Source organism: Flavitalea plasmicola (assembly GCF_030546645.1).
Taxonomy (GTDB): domain Bacteria; phylum Bacteroidota; class Bacteroidia; order Chitinophagales; family Chitinophagaceae; genus Puia.
Map to the genome: position 1 here is coordinate 349,068 of NZ_JAUOTO010000007.1, position 14,158 is coordinate 363,225.

The window sequence follows — 14,158 nt, forward strand, 5'->3', positions numbered from 1 at the left end:
TTTTTGCTTCTCCGCTTTTTTCGGCGACCCTAACCCTTCTGCCGCTGAGTCCTTCGTCGGAGCTGCTTCGACACGCTCCTCCTCGGCCGTAACCTTCGCTACGCTCGGTTATCTCTTCTGTCAGCATCAATTCTACTTGGGCCGACGTACTTTTGAACAGCTGTACAAATCTCTACCATCGAAATTAAGGCGGACGCCAGGGCAGGGTCGACCTCAAGGCCACGGAATGGCAAGCCGCCAACCTCTATCACCTTCGAACTCGTCCCACTTGCGAACTCGTCCCACTTGTCAAATCCCTCCCACTACAATCGGCTCCCCTACGAAATCCCCCCTGGCCCCCTCCGCGGCCAAGCCGTCAGCTATGGCCTGAAGGAGCCTTATCTTTCCGATGGAAGAAATATGTCTCAATGCCCGGCAATAGTCCTGGTCCAATGTTTCACCGAAATCGATCGGAGAGAGGAAAGTACAGCGACGGAAGGCTCATAGCTGCGGCAAATAGCACAGCAGAAAAAACTTCAAAGCACCTAACAAATCCCCATCCTAAAATCCCGAAATCCCGAAACCAACCGAAATCTTACCTTTGCCTCATGAACCGTAAAGAAGAAGTCCTCCAGGACGTAGTCATAAAATTCGCCGGCGACTCCGGCGACGGCATGCAACTGACAGGAAGCCAGTTCACCAACAACACCGCCCTCCTGGGCATCGACCTGGCTACATTCCCTGATTTCCCAGCGGAGATCCGCGCCCCCCAGGGCACCCTCCCCGGCGTCAGCGGCTATCAGCTCCGTTTCTCCAGCGACAAGGTCTTCACCCCCGGCGACGAATGCGATGTCCTCGTAGCCATGAACGCCGCCGCCCTGAAAGCCAACCTGAAAGGCCTCAAAAAAGGCGGGAAGATCATCGCCAACCTGGAAGGCTTCGACAGCAAAAACCTCCGCCTGGCCAATTACCCCGATGGCATCAACCCATTGGAAGACAACAGCCTGGATAATTATACGGTCATAAAGGTCGACGTGACCAAAATGACCCGCGAAGCGTTGAAGGAAATTACCCTGGGCACAAAAGAAAAGGACCGGGCCAAAAATATGTTCGTCCTGGGATTCCTTTATTGGATGTACAACCGCGACATGGCCACCACCATCCAATTCCTGAAAGATAAGTTCGGAAAGAAACCGGAGATCCTCGAGAGCAACATCAAGGCGCTCCAGGCCGGCTTCAACTATGGCGACACCACCGAGACCTTCACCACCACCTACCGGGTGGAAAAGGCAAAAATGGCGCCCGGCGTCTACCGTTCCATCATGGGCAACCAGGCCCTGGCCTATGGCCTCATCGCCGCAGCTCAAAAAAGCGGCCTGCCCCTCTTTCTGGGCTCCTATCCCATTACCCCCGCTTCCGACATCCTGCACGAGCTCAGCCGCCATAAGTCATTCGGCGTGCGGACCTTCCAGGCGGAAGATGAGATAGCGGGCATCACCTCCGCCATCGGCGCCGCTTACGGAGGCTCCCTGGGCATCACGACCACATCGGGCCCGGGCATGGCCTTAAAGGCGGAAGCCATGGGGCTGGCCGTCATGCTGGAGATCCCCCTGCTCATCATAGACGTGCAAAGGGGCGGCCCCTCCACCGGCCTCCCTACCAAGACGGAACAAAGCGACCTGCTGCAAGCCTACTACGGCCGCAACGGGGAGTGCCCCATGCCCATCATCTCGGCATCTACTCCCAGCGATTGCTTTGACGCCGTATACGAAGCCGTCCGCATCGCCGTCACCCATATGACGCCCGTCATCTTCCTCAGCGACGGGTATATCGCCAATGGCGCCGAGCCCTGGAAATTTCCGAAAAGCGAGGACCTGATCCCCATCGAAGTGAAATTCAAGACAGAGCTGGGGCACGGCGAAGACAGGTTCCAGCCTTATCTCCGGGATGAAAAGCTGGTGCGGCCCTGGGCCATACCCGGCACCCCCGGCCTGGAACATCGCATCGGCGGACTCGAAAAACAAAACATCACCGGCAACGTAAGCTACGACCCGGAGAACCACCAGCTGATGGTAAAGATCCGCGAAGAAAAAGTAGAGAAGATAGCCGAATATATCCCCTTACAACGGCTGGACAGCGGTCCGGAGAAAGGCGAGTTGCTGATCCTGGGCTGGGGTAGTACCTACGGATCCATAAAAAGCGCCGTGACGGAGCTGCAAAATGAAGGCTATGCCGTCTCCCACGCTCACCTGCGCCACATGCGCCCCTTCCCGAAGAACCTGGGCGACATCCTGAAAAATTTCAGCCAGGTGCTGATACCCGAGATCAACAATGGCCAGCTGATCAAAATTATCCGCGACAAATATTTCGTGGATGCAAAAGGCTACCATAAGATCATGGGCGTGCCTATCACGAAGACGGAACTGGTATTGAAGATCCGGGAGATGTTGGGCGGGAATAATTAGCAGGAGAAAGCTCGCGGCTCAATCTGCCGATGTTCGATACCACTTTTGCAATAAAGTTGAACTGATCCACCACAGGCTTTAATCCCGACAGCTGCCGCCGGGTATCGCTGTCGATAAGACCGCTCCCCAGCTCCGCTCTTCGTTGTTCCAGCAAAGCATTCAGCTGGTCGTTCAGAAGACGGAGGTCTTGCCTTGCCATCACTCCCATGCCGTTGTCCTCAGGCCCCGCCCCTTTCCCATCTACGCCATTCTCCGACGCTTTCAATCCTGCAGCAGCATCCTCCAGGCAGTCGAGTATCCCATCGACCACCGGCTGGTACAACCCGGGATTTGCATATCCCGTAGACTGGGGCAGCGCATAATAAGACAACGTGGCGATATGCGAGGTCAGCATATGATTGGACACGACGAACTGGTGCATCCTCCCCGCCTCTTCCCGCTTGCCCCGAGGCTCCGACAAGATCCGTCCAAAAGCATCGGAGAGATTAGCCAAAGCCACGAAAGCATCCTTGCGTGAAAGCTTATATTGTGTCACGCTGGCCGGCTTCCCCAAAAAAGCGCCGGCAACATCCCGTAAATAAGCGGCATTCGCCTCGATGATCCTGATCATATAGTCGCTTAGCTGTTCCCGCTCCCAGGAAGGAACGATGAAGATATTGGCCAGGAAAGCCAGGGCCGAGCCGATGGCCGTATCGATCACCCTGTCGGACAGGACGCTCCTGAAGTCGGCGGGGTACAGCAGGTGGAACAGCAGCAGCACATAGGGCGTCATCAACGTCACGCAGACCAGGTAGTTCGTCCGGATAAAAACATAGGTCCCGATCATGAACAATATCATCAGCACGAACAGCACATTCCTGTCGTGGATGAAATACAGGATGAGCAGCCCCGCTAATGCCCCCGCCAATGTGCCCATCAGCCGCTCGAAATTCCTTTTTTTGGTAAGACTGTAGGCCGGCTTGAGGATCACGATGATGGTCAGCAGGATCCAGTACCCATGCCCGAAAGGCAGGAAGCCGGAGATGATATAGCCCGCGATCGTAGCGATGCTCACCCGTAATGAATGCCGGAAAATATGGCTGCGCAGGGAGAGATTCTCAAAAACGAGCTTTTTATCGATGTCCTGGTGGGTGATGAACTGCTCATAATCCACGGGCGGCTGATCATCCTTGCTCAGGCGGCGGTCATAAGTCGTATATCCATGCAGGGTATGCAGACGATCCCCGATATCCTCCAGGCTCTCCAGTATATGACGCAGCCCGATGAACCCCTCCACGTTCTCCGCCCTGCGATGCTGGTCCCGGTAATGGATAAATGTCTCCCTCAGCTTTTTGATCCGGGCGGCAAGATGAGGGGTCTCCACGGACGGCTTACCGCTTTTGACCGCTACGCCGATCTCATCCAGCTCAATGGCCATGTCCAGGATCACCCCCCGGAACGCTGACAGCAGCCCGCTCTCGTCGAAGCTGCGATGCAATAGCTGGTAATCCTGCTGGGACGTCATCACCCTCTCAAAAAGGTCCACGATATCCAGGAATATCATGACCAGCACCCTGCCCGTATGCGTCGACTCACGGACAATATCGCGGCTTTTGAACAGCAGCTCCCTCAGCAGCTCCTGCTTCTCATGCAGGTCGATCTGGCGGTCCACCAGCTGCCGGTAACTCCTGTCATAGTCCACTTCCTTCGCATAAAAAGAAGCCTTGATACGGAGATAGTCGGCCGTGGACTCCACACAATCCCCCAGCGCCTGTTGTATCAGCTTATAAGGACGGAAGCTGTAGAGTAGCAGGCTGAGCACCGTATACCAGGTACCTCCTGCCAGTATATACAGCGCATTGATAAGGCTTTCCCATCCATGCTGCGGCCGGTCGATGCTCAATACCATGACCAGCAAAGCATTGACGCCAATGGAGCTCGCCCGGTTGCCATAAATGCTCATCATGGAAAACAAAAAGCAGAAAACAAAGACCAGGACGCCCGTCAGCAGGCCCGAGCCGGACACCATTCCCGTCAGCAAAGCAGCAATGAAAATAATGATGATGCCGGCGATCATGCCGTTACGGCGATGATGGATGGGACCCGGGTTGTCCGTATTGGCCACGCACATGGCGCCAATAGATACCGCAATGCCCACGGAAAGATTATTAAAGTAGCTCAGCAGGATGGCCGGAATGGTGATCCCCGCCGTAATGCGGATAGCCCCGTTGAGATTATGGCTATTGATGAAGCTTTTATATTCCCTGATATAATCCATTGCCTCATATAAAGATACCATGACAACGACAATTCACCGCCAAATAGCATTATTTTTACGCCCCAGAAACCGATTATGACAACTACCATCGAAGACATCCGGGAGCTATTACGCACCTATGATCCGGCCCCTGTTACCACGCTGGAAAAAATACCGCAATCAGGCAGCAACCGGATGTACTTTCGCATCCACACAGCCGAAAGATCATACATCGCCACCTATAATGAGAATGTGCGGGAAAATCGCACCTTCGTTCATTTCAGCCGGCATTTCAGGGCCAGAGGATGCCCCGTCCCGGAGATCTACACGGTCAACGAGACCTACACCATCTATTTACAGGAAGATTTTGGCGACACCTCCCTGCTGAACGAACTGGAAATGCACGGCCACGGCGACCACGTGTATGAGCTGTTCCGGCGCAGCCTGCAAGCCCTGGCAAAACTCCAGATCAAAGGCAACGAAGACCTGGACTACAGCTGGTCCATCACGTCCAGGGAATTCGGCAAACAGGCCATCCTCAGCGACCTGCTTTATTTCAAATACTATTTCTTAGACACGCTGGAGATCCCTTACGACAAGGAGAAGCTTATTGACGACTTCGAAGCGCTGAGCACCTATCTCACGCACGTGGATCACAAATATTTTATGTTCCGCGACTTCCAGAGCAGGAACATCCTCATCCGCGATGAACAGCCCCACTTCATCGATTTCCAGGGCGGCATGAAAGGCGCCCTCCAGTATGACGTAGCTTCGATGCTATGGCAAGCCAAGGCCGAGCTGTCCGATGACTGGAAAACCAGTCTCCTCGAACACTATATGGACTTCGTCGAAACGCTGCTGGAGAAGAAGATCGACAGGCTGCGCTTTGTCAGCCAGTACAATGGCTATGTGCTGATACGCCTGCTCCAGGTGCTGGGTGCTTATGGCTTCAGAGGCCTTTTCGAACGCAAAGCGCATTTCCTCACCAGCATCCCCCTGGCCCTTCGCAACTTCAAATGGTTCCTCACCAACAAGCAGGTGGGCATCGTCCTGCCGGAGTTCGAAAGGCTCCTGGGACTCATGGTGGAAGAGAATGTGATCCATCGTTTCGAGCCATTGCGGGCCACAGAACAGACGCCGCTGGTAGTACACGTCAACAGCTTCTCCTATAAGAAAACCGGGATCCCCGGAGATGACAGCGGAAATGGCGGCGGCTTCGTATTTGACTGCCGGGGCATCCTGAACCCGGGAAGGATCACCGAGTTCAAAGTGCTTACCGGCCGGGACAAAGCAGTAAAGGACTTCCTGGAACAACAGACCCGTATGCCGGAATTTCTCAACAGCATCTACAACATCGTGGACATCGCAGTGGAAGATTATATCAAAAGGGATTTCGAAAGCTTGTCCGTCAATTTCGGCTGCACAGGCGGCCAGCATCGCAGCGTCTACGCGGCAGATGCGCTGGCGAGACATTTGCGTAATAAATTTCATGTGAAAGTAGATCTTCATCACATCGAACAAGAAGGAAAGAATTGGGTTAATACACCGTAGATCGTACACGTATGTATTATGTAGTTTATGGATCGCTATATCTTTTGTCCCTCCTGCCCATGTGGCTGCTCTATCCGCTGGCCGAAGGCCTGGCCCTGGTGTTGTACTATGTCATCGGCTACCGCCGCAAAGTGGTAAGGGGCAACCTCCAGCTGGCCTTCCCCGAAAAAACAACGGCAGAGCTCATCCGCATCGAAAAAAAGTTCTACCGGAATTTCGTGGATAGCTTTATGGAGACCATCAAGCTGCTGTCCGCCACCCCTGCTTTTATCAAACGACACTTCGCCATCGACAACCCGGAGATCCTGGATAATTTCTATGACCAGGGACGCAAATGTCAGCTGCACCTGGGCCACACCTTCAACTGGGAGATCGCCAATGCGGCCATGCCCCTCCTCTGCCGGTATCCTTTTATCGTGGCCTATATGCCCGTGGAGAACAAGATCTTCGAACGGCTGTTCCTTCACCTGCGAAGCCGCACTGGCACCATCCTCCTGCCAGCCACCCGTATGCAGCGGGCCATCATCCCCTATCGCAATACCCAATACCTCCTCACTTTGGTGGCAGACCAGGCCCCTGCACATTCCGAACAGTCCTACTGGCTGAATTTCTTCGGACGTCCCACCCCCTTTGTCCGTGGACCGGAAAGAGGCGCCCGCATAGCCGATATCCCCGCCGTGTTCGTAAAGTTTTACAAGACCCGCAGAGGATATTACCGGGTAACCTTTACCACCCTGGCCGACCATCCCGCAGCGCTGCCGGAAGGCGAGCTCACCCGCCGCTACCGCGATTACCTGGAAAACGCCATCCGCGAGCACCCCGATCTCTGGCTCTGGAGCCACCGGCGCTGGAAAGCCCCCTGGAAAGAAGAATACAGGAAATTGTGGATAGATTAACGGGTTTCTGTTACCTATAAAACCCTGATCGCCCTATCTTTACCCGAACCCTACATCAAGCCAACGGGTAAATTCAATGTATTATTTCTTTTACGGCCTCCTTTACCTCGTCTCCCTTCTTCCCATGCGTATATTGTACATCCTGGCTGACGGAATATATGGCCTGGTATATTATGCCTTCGGCTACCGGAAAAAAGTCGTGATGGACAACCTGCAGCGTGCCTTTCCCGAAAAGACAGCGGCCGAACGCACCCGCATCGCCAAAAAATTCTATCGCAACCTCATCGACTCTTTCATGGAAGTGATCAAGCTGCTGTCGGCCAGCCAGCGGTTCCTGAACAAGCGATTTACCATGGACACCACCGTCCTTAAGGAGCTGCACGCATCGGGCGGCAGCTGCCAGGTGCACCTGGGCCATACTTTCAATTGGGAATGGGGACAGCTGGTGCTCACGGGCCTGACAGATTATAAGATCATGGTCGTATACCAGCCTATAACAAATAAGTTTTTCGAGCGGCTGTTCTATCGCCTCCGCACACGCACCGGCAATGTATTTCTCCCCGCCAACAAAATGAAGGAAGCGATACAGCCCCACCTGCAATCCCAGTACCTGCTGGCATTGGTAGCCGACCAGGCCCCCGGGAACCCGAAAGAATCCTGGTGGCTGGATTTTCTCGGACAGCCCACGCCCTTTGTCGCCGGACCGGAAAAAGGAGCGCGCAGCTGCGGGCTACCGGTCGTCTTCGCCTATATTGAAAAACCCCGCCGGGGCTACTATCATGCAACCCTGAAGCTCGGATCCTGCGAGACCGCAAGCCTCCCCGAAGGGGAGCTCACCCATAGATATGTACGCTTTCTGGAAGACGTCATCCGCCGCAATCCCGACATGTGGCTCTGGAGCCACCGCCGTTGGAAACATAAGTGGAAAAATGATTATGCTTCTAAGTGGATCAGCGAAAACCACCCGCCGGAATACGTGTAAAAAAGGGTGAAATAACGGGTACGGTTCAGGTGCTTTTTTTCGGCGGTTTGTTCCTACATTCAGGTCCTATTTGTCAACCATTTAAACCTGAATTTTATGACGTCACTCACCGATGGCGGAAGCCGCATCTCCACCCCTGTTGCACAGCAGCTCATTGGCACTTACAAAAATGAAGAAGGCTGGCCCCCCGACAAGACCAGGGCCGTCTGGTTCTCCCTTGATTCCCTGGTCGATATGCAAACCCTGATCAATGAACATGGCGGGGACGGTATCCGGATCTATTTTGGGAAATATCCCCAGGACGTGGACATTCCCGGAACACCAGACCCCGCCTATAAGGGTAAGGTAACGCTGGTATTCATTCCCACCGTCACGACAGCCGACGGCAGCCACCAGGACATATTCCCACCCGTAGCACCCGACGCTACGACCGCATCCGGACAGCCCGCGCAAAACACCACGCTGGCCGGCACCGATGGATCCGGATACGATCATGGCAGCCTCTGCCCCCCCAATTGTCCGCCATCATCCCCAACCCCCGGTCAATAACAAGCAAATCAACGATGTTCCACCTTGCCTTTTTTATATACTTCGAAATGGCCGCCTTTATAGTGAGCCTGCTAACCTATCGTGCGTTGAAGGGAACGGCATTCAGGCTGTTCCCTTTCTTTCTCCTTTTTATCGTAGCCACGGAATTGATCGGAACTTACATGACTTATATCCTGCGTCTGAGAAATAACAGCTGGTTGTTTAATATCACCACCACCCTGGAATATATCTTTTACGCCCATATCTTTTCCCTTACCCTCCGTGACCCGGCCTTTAAAACAATGGCCCGCCGTTTTATGGCCATCTATCCCATGGTAGTGCTGCTGAACCTCCTGTTCGTACAGGGCTTCACTGAGTTTCACTCCTATACGGTCGTATTGGGCAGCCTCTTCATGATCATCTTATGCTGCCTGTTCTTCTATGAGCTGCTGCTGAATCCCCTGGAAGGTGAATTACGCAAGGTCCCCATGTTCTGGATCAGTACGGGCATCCTGTTCTTTCACTTGGGCGACCTGTCTTTCGACTTATTATTCAACCTCCTGAAGAATGACGCTACGGGCAAGGAATTTTTTTCAAGCATTAATAATAATCTTATATTAATACTTTATTCCTGCTTCATAATAGCGTTTCTATGCCAAAGGAGTCTCGTGAAATCATTATCACATTGATTGCAGGAACGAGTACATTATTGCTTTTAGGCGCCCTGATGATCTCCTTTTTATTCCTTTACCGGAATCGTCATCGCAAGCTGCTGCGGGAAAGAGAGCAGCTAAAGCTCTCCTATGAACGGGAATTACTGAAAAGCCAGCTGGAGATCCAGGAACAGACCTTCCGGCATATCTCCCAGGAGATCCATGACAACATCGGTCAGATGCTTAGCCTGGCAAAGCTTAACCTGTCCACCATGGACCCCTCCCTGCCGGATAACCTGGAACAAAAGATCATCGATTCCAAAAAGCTGGTGGGGCAGGCTATTTACGACCTGCGCAACCTGTCCCATGGCCTCAGTACGGATTACATCGCCGACATGGGACTGGTCCGGGCCATTGAGCACGAATTGGAGATGGTCCGTAAATCCGGGAATTATGAAACTCTCTTCGAGTCGGAAGGGAAGAGCTATCCCCTTGATAAACAGCGAGAACTGATCATTTATCGGATCTTGCAGGAGACTGTTAACAATATTATTAAACATGCGGCATCTCAAAAAATTATAATACATTTACATTACAGCCAGGAAGAACTTACACTTAGTATAACAGACAACGGAAAAGGATTTGATCTTACTCCTCTAAATCAGGATGCATCTTTTGGCCTCGGTATCAGGAATATGTACAACCGGGCCCAACTGATGGGTGCAGGTTTTAAGATTAGCAGCACACTTGGGCATGGCACAAGTGTAGTACTCAGCGTGCCTGTTGAAGCTGCTAATACCAGAACCTAAACCTCTTTCGGAATGAACAATCTCAAACCCTCGGTCGCTCTGGTGGACGACCACGTACTGCTACGCAACGGATTAGCTAATCTTATCCGGAGTTTTGGAGAATACTCCGTGTTATTTGAAGCCGGCAATGGCAATGATCTGATCCGGCAGCTGAAATCGCGTTTACTCCCCGACATCGTTCTGCTCGACATCAACATGCCTGACATGGATGGATACGAGACTGCCCTATGGCTCAGACGGCATTACCCGGAAATTAAGATCCTGGCGCTCTCCATGTATGACACGGATAATTCCATTATCCGGATGCTGAAGAACGGTGTAAAAGGATACATCCTCAAGGACACGGAACCCTCCGAGCTGAAGATGGCCCTGGAATCCGTGATCAATAAAGGCTTCTATTATTCGGAAATGGTCACAGGCAAGCTGATCCATACCATCAACGCCCTTGACGTCGTCAACCACAAAGTACACCACGTGTTCACCCTCAACGAACGGGAACTGGAATTCCTGAGGCTGGCCTGCACGGAATGCACTTATAAAGAGATTGCCGAACAAATGTACCTGAGCCCACGTACCATCGATGGCTACCGGGATACCCTGTTCGAAAAATTGAATGTAAAGACAAGAGTCGGCCTGGTGCTCTATGCCATCCGCAATGGGATCGTAGCGCTTTAATTCAGCACACTGTTCTCCTTCTCGATCTCGATGCCTTTCTGGTCCTTGATCTTGGCCCAGCCGCCAGTCACGTTGCGGATATTGTGTATGCCCTGCCGCTTGATCAGCGATGCCGCTATGATGCTGCGATAGCCGCCGCCGCAATGCAGGTAAATATTGAAATGCTCGTCCAGGTTAGCCATGCTGCCGGGATCTACCAGGTCATTCAAAGGCAGGTTAAGCGCGCCCTTGACATGCCCGTCCGCAAACTCCGTCTCCCGCCGCACATCCACCACCAGTAGGTTCTCGTCAAATGGAATGTCCATCGCCAGCTCATCCGCCTCCACATCGATGATCATATCGATGGGCAGCCCCGCCTGTTGCCAGGCGCTATAGCCCCCGTCGAGATACCCCTTCATTTTAGAAAAACCCACCCGCGCCAGCCTTACTACACTTTCCTTTTCCTCGCCGGGAGCCGTCACCAGCAAAATGGTCTTGTCAAAAGGCAGGAGGCTGCCGGCCCATTCGGCAAATCTTCCGTCCAGCCCGATGCTGATGGCGCCGGGAATGAACCCGTCGACGAATACCGCCGACTTTCGCGTGTCCAGGACGATCGCCTCCTCATCCTTCACCAGCTGCTGGAACGCCTGGAGGTCCAGGGGCGAAAGCCCGGCTTCCAATACGTCATCCAGGCTTTCATATCCTTCCTTATTGATCCTGGCATTGATGTGAAAATAGCTGGGGGGTGCGTCCAGGCCCTCGGTCACCGCCTTGATAAACGCTTCCTTTGTCTGTTCTTTTAAGGCATAATTGCCTTCCTTTTCATCGGCGATGGTGCTGTACGTGTTAGGTCCCAGGTTCTTTCCACAGCTGCTGCCCGGCCCATGCGCGGGATAGACGATGACGTCGTTGGGCAAGGGCAGTATCTTGCTCCGGAGCGAATCATATAGCATCCCCGCCAGGTCTTCCTTGCTGAGGTTGCCGCTGCTGAGATCCGGCCGGCCTACATCACCTACAAACAACGTGTCGCCTGTAAAAACGGCATGGGGACTCCCTTCCGCCGTTCGCACCAGGTAACACGTGGACTCGATGGTGTGCCCAGGCGTATGCATCACTTCAAGCGTGATGCCGCCCAGACGAAATACCTCTCCATCCTTTGCCAGGTGAATGGGAAATTCAGTCTCCGTGCGGGGACCATATACGATAGGGGCGCCTGTAGCCTTGGAAAGATCCAGGTGCCCGCTTACAAAATCAGCATGAAAATGAGTTTCGAAAATGTACTTGATGGTTGCCTTTCTCTCTTTTGCCAATTGCAGATACGCATCGATATCCCTCAAAGGATCGATGATGGCGGCTTCTCCTTCACTGTCGATGTAGTAGGCGGCTTCACTAAGACATCCAGTGTATAATTGCTTAATAAACATAGCCATAATTTGAATGATGGCTGTAAAATTAGCGATTATTCACCGATTTGACGGTCAGGAAGCCGACGTTAATCGATCAGCTCATCCACGCATTTCATAATTTCTCCCAGGCGATCGTGGTTGATAATGTAGTAGATGAATTTCCCATCCCTTTGCGTTTTTACTATGCCGGCCCTGCGCAGGATAGCAAGGTGCTGGGATGCCACGGACTGTTCGAGGCGGAGATGAACGTAGATCTCTGTCACCGTCAGTTTCTTGTTCTCATCCAGGAGGCGGATGATCTGCTGACGCAATTTGTGATTCAGCGCCCTAAGAATGAGCGCGCCTTTCTTCAGGTTCAAAAAATCAACTTTTACAGGAGCCCCGTCAGAGCCCTCTGCATTTACTACCATCCAATAGTTATTGTTGTTCATCGTTAAACTCATGAGCGATTACCATTTTAAGGATTTCAAGAAGATACAAGACGGATCAAACAAAATTAGGTGCTACTATTTAAAAAAAATGTTCATTTTTTACCAATATGACAATATAGTCATTTTCTTGTATGAGTGTAGAATTCTTTGGTATAAGCGGGCTCACTATACGCCAGGCCGGTGAATTCTTGTTGTAAATATCGTAAAAAAGATAGAATACCCAGATACCCAGGATGGTAATTAATTTCAATGAAAGTCGCGCTGGATGCAGTGATTATAGGTTTACACTTACAACTTCCACCGCCAAAAAACGACATTTGTCTATGCGCAAGATACGGTGCAAACGAATGTTCATCCACGATCATGGCACCGGTAGGCATCACCTCTTCCAGATCATTTTGGTAGACTGCTGTAAAGACCTCCATACGCCGTGCATCGATCATTGGACATAATAACACATCCGCCGGCACCTGCTCTCTCGCTGCCAGCGCCATTACCTTCAACGTATTCTCCGTGATCAAAGGAATATTCAAAGCATAGCAAAACCCTTTGGCAGCGGCCATTCCAACGCGCAAACCCGTATAGGAACCGGGCCCGGCCGTCACTGCCACGGCCTGCAGATCTTTCATGGTATGCCCCGTATCATGCATTATTTTCTCCACTGCGGGATGCAGCCAGGAAGCGTGATCTTTTTGATCAGGATTCATCGCCATCGCTAATACCTGCCCTTCTTTTGCAAGACAGATACCGCCTTGCTCCGTCGCCGTGTCTATGTTCAGGATCAATCCCATTTGCAGGCTTCTTGTTAATTTTTTTTAATCACATTTTAATCCAACCAAGGCTTCTTTCATAGCCGTAGCAGGCAGGTACCGATTGTCAGTCATGCCCAATTTGTTAAGAAGATCATAAATATTTTTCAATCCGATCAATTCGCTCCATTCGAAAGGACCAAAAGGATAATTCGTACCCAGCTTCATCGCGGTATCGATCTCCTCTTTTGTGCTGACATCTTCCTGCAAAGTATAATACGCTTCGTTGATGATCATTGCCAGGATCCTCGCGCTGACCATACCCGCAACATCCGAAACAATACGATAGGAAAGATCCAATTGTTTATAAAACGCCTGCACCGAATCCGGTGGGGGCGCCGTCATCGCCAACTCGTGAATATTTCTCTTCAGCATGCCGGGCCATGCATTGATCCGTATGAATGGCTGGCCGATCTCCTGTAATGTATGCACCACGGAATTTATCATCACCGGTGCGGGCAATAGCCGGCTCAGCTGGTGAATGCGCATCTCATCAGGAGCAAAAGCCATATCCATAAAAAGGTGGGCATCCCGCTGCTGTTCCAGTCCGTCCACATCGTCAACCCACACGCATTCCCATCCAGACGGTAGCTTGCCCGGCAACCATTCCTTTACTTCGGTCTTTCCCGCAATGACAGCAATCTTCATACTGCAAATATAGCCACAAGCTGCAAGCTACAAGCCTCAAGCCAGGTTCACTTAATAAAACAAAGCTTGTAGCTTGCAGCTTGAGGCTTGCAGCTGATTTATGTGTAGCTT

At 52.2% G+C, this 14,158-nt stretch carries 13 protein-coding genes; 8 read left to right on the top strand and 5 right to left on the bottom strand.

What is annotated here, in order from left to right:
- Positions 1-587 precede the first annotated feature (587 nt).
- Positions 588-2,444 (top strand): 2-oxoacid:acceptor oxidoreductase subunit alpha, encoded by a 1,857-nt coding sequence (locus Q4E93_RS26700; protein ID WP_303590593.1) that lies wholly within the window; start codon positions 588-590, stop codon positions 2,442-2,444.
- Here Q4E93_RS26700 and Q4E93_RS26705 read toward each other — a convergent pair.
- Entirely contained in the window at positions 2,389-4,722 is a 2,334-nt protein-coding gene (locus tag Q4E93_RS26705; protein ID WP_303590594.1) for an FUSC family protein, read from the bottom strand. The genes Q4E93_RS26700 and Q4E93_RS26705 overlap by 56 nt on opposite strands.
- Positions 4,723-4,776: 54 nt before the next feature.
- On the opposite strand from Q4E93_RS26705, the gene Q4E93_RS26710 reads away from it, so the two are divergent.
- The 7 genes from Q4E93_RS26710 (at position 4,777) to Q4E93_RS26740 (ending at position 10,774) form a co-directional block, all read left to right on the top strand.
- A complete protein-coding gene (locus Q4E93_RS26710; protein ID WP_303590596.1) occupies positions 4,777-6,231 on the top strand; it encodes a RapZ C-terminal domain-containing protein in 1,455 nt (484 codons plus the stop codon).
- Between the two features lie 11 nt (positions 6,232-6,242).
- Positions 6,243-7,127: a lysophospholipid acyltransferase family protein gene (locus Q4E93_RS26715; protein ID WP_303590598.1), complete on the top strand. Its 885-nt coding sequence runs from the start codon at positions 6,243-6,245 to the stop codon at positions 7,125-7,127.
- A 76-nt stretch (positions 7,128-7,203) separates the two neighbouring features.
- Positions 7,204-8,109, top strand: a complete 906-nt coding sequence (locus tag Q4E93_RS26720) for a lysophospholipid acyltransferase family protein (RefSeq protein ID WP_303590599.1) — start codon at positions 7,204-7,206, stop codon at positions 8,107-8,109.
- Positions 8,110-8,205: 96 nt separating this feature from the next.
- Positions 8,206-8,658, top strand: a complete 453-nt coding sequence (locus Q4E93_RS26725) for a hypothetical protein (protein WP_303590600.1) — start codon at positions 8,206-8,208, stop codon at positions 8,656-8,658.
- Between the two features lie 47 nt (positions 8,659-8,705).
- On the top strand, positions 8,706-9,326 hold the full coding sequence (locus tag Q4E93_RS26730; protein ID WP_303590602.1) for a hypothetical protein: 621 nt from the start codon (positions 8,706-8,708) through the stop codon (positions 9,324-9,326).
- The gene (locus Q4E93_RS26735; protein WP_303590603.1) at positions 9,290-10,099 is read left to right on the top strand and encodes a sensor histidine kinase; all 810 of its coding nucleotides are present in this window, start codon (positions 9,290-9,292) and stop codon (positions 10,097-10,099) included. Before Q4E93_RS26730 ends, Q4E93_RS26735 begins: the two co-directional genes overlap by 37 nt.
- 12 nt (positions 10,100-10,111) lie before the next feature.
- On the top strand, positions 10,112-10,774 hold the full coding sequence (locus Q4E93_RS26740) for a response regulator transcription factor (protein ID WP_303590605.1): 663 nt from the start codon (positions 10,112-10,114) through the stop codon (positions 10,772-10,774).
- Here Q4E93_RS26740 and Q4E93_RS26745 read toward each other — a convergent pair.
- The 4 genes from Q4E93_RS26745 to Q4E93_RS26760 all read right to left on the bottom strand — a co-directional run bounded on the left by Q4E93_RS26745 (position 10,771) and on the right by Q4E93_RS26760 (position 14,047).
- Positions 10,771-12,177, bottom strand: coding sequence for an MBL fold metallo-hydrolase (locus tag Q4E93_RS26745; protein WP_303590607.1), 1,407 nt, complete (start codon positions 12,175-12,177; stop codon positions 10,771-10,773). The two genes, Q4E93_RS26740 and Q4E93_RS26745, sit on opposite strands and share 4 nt — an antisense overlap.
- A gap of 68 nt (positions 12,178-12,245) precedes the next feature.
- Complete coding sequence (locus Q4E93_RS26750; RefSeq protein ID WP_303590609.1) at positions 12,246-12,602, bottom strand: ArsR/SmtB family transcription factor; 357 nt, start codon at positions 12,600-12,602, stop codon at positions 12,246-12,248.
- A 107-nt stretch (positions 12,603-12,709) separates the two neighbouring features.
- Positions 12,710-13,381: a tRNA (adenosine(37)-N6)-threonylcarbamoyltransferase complex dimerization subunit type 1 TsaB gene (gene tsaB, locus Q4E93_RS26755; RefSeq protein ID WP_303590611.1), complete on the bottom strand. Its 672-nt coding sequence runs from the start codon at positions 13,379-13,381 to the stop codon at positions 12,710-12,712.
- A gap of 24 nt (positions 13,382-13,405) precedes the next feature.
- Positions 13,406-14,047, bottom strand: coding sequence for a 3-hydroxyacyl-CoA dehydrogenase family protein (locus Q4E93_RS26760; RefSeq protein WP_303590613.1), 642 nt, complete (start codon positions 14,045-14,047; stop codon positions 13,406-13,408).
- Positions 14,048-14,158 lie beyond the last annotated feature (111 nt).

Bases quoted from the DNA above. Each gene is read 5' to 3' on its own strand.
- Q4E93_RS26700 (WP_303590593.1), top strand. From the start codon at position 588: ATGAACCGTAAAGAAGAAGTCCTCCAGGACGTAGTCATAAAATTCGCC.
- Q4E93_RS26705 (WP_303590594.1), bottom strand. From the start codon at position 4,722: ATGGTATCTTTATATGAGGCAATGGATTATATCAGGGAATATAAAAGC.
- Q4E93_RS26710 (WP_303590596.1), top strand. From the start codon at position 4,777: ATGACAACTACCATCGAAGACATCCGGGAGCTATTACGCACCTATGAT.
- Q4E93_RS26715 (WP_303590598.1), top strand. From the start codon at position 6,243: ATGTATTATGTAGTTTATGGATCGCTATATCTTTTGTCCCTCCTGCCC.
- Q4E93_RS26720 (WP_303590599.1), top strand. From the start codon at position 7,204: ATGTATTATTTCTTTTACGGCCTCCTTTACCTCGTCTCCCTTCTTCCC.
- Q4E93_RS26725 (WP_303590600.1), top strand. From the start codon at position 8,206: ATGACGTCACTCACCGATGGCGGAAGCCGCATCTCCACCCCTGTTGCA.
- Q4E93_RS26730 (WP_303590602.1), top strand. From the start codon at position 8,706: ATGGCCGCCTTTATAGTGAGCCTGCTAACCTATCGTGCGTTGAAGGGA.
- Q4E93_RS26735 (WP_303590603.1), top strand. From the start codon at position 9,290: ATGCCAAAGGAGTCTCGTGAAATCATTATCACATTGATTGCAGGAACG.
- Q4E93_RS26740 (WP_303590605.1), top strand. From the start codon at position 10,112: ATGAACAATCTCAAACCCTCGGTCGCTCTGGTGGACGACCACGTACTG.
- Q4E93_RS26745 (WP_303590607.1), bottom strand. From the start codon at position 12,177: ATGTTTATTAAGCAATTATACACTGGATGTCTTAGTGAAGCCGCCTAC.
- Q4E93_RS26750 (WP_303590609.1), bottom strand. From the start codon at position 12,602: ATGAGTTTAACGATGAACAACAATAACTATTGGATGGTAGTAAATGCA.
- tsaB (WP_303590611.1), bottom strand. From the start codon at position 13,381: ATGGGATTGATCCTGAACATAGACACGGCGACGGAGCAAGGCGGTATC.
- Q4E93_RS26760 (WP_303590613.1), bottom strand. From the start codon at position 14,047: ATGAAGATTGCTGTCATTGCGGGAAAGACCGAAGTAAAGGAATGGTTG.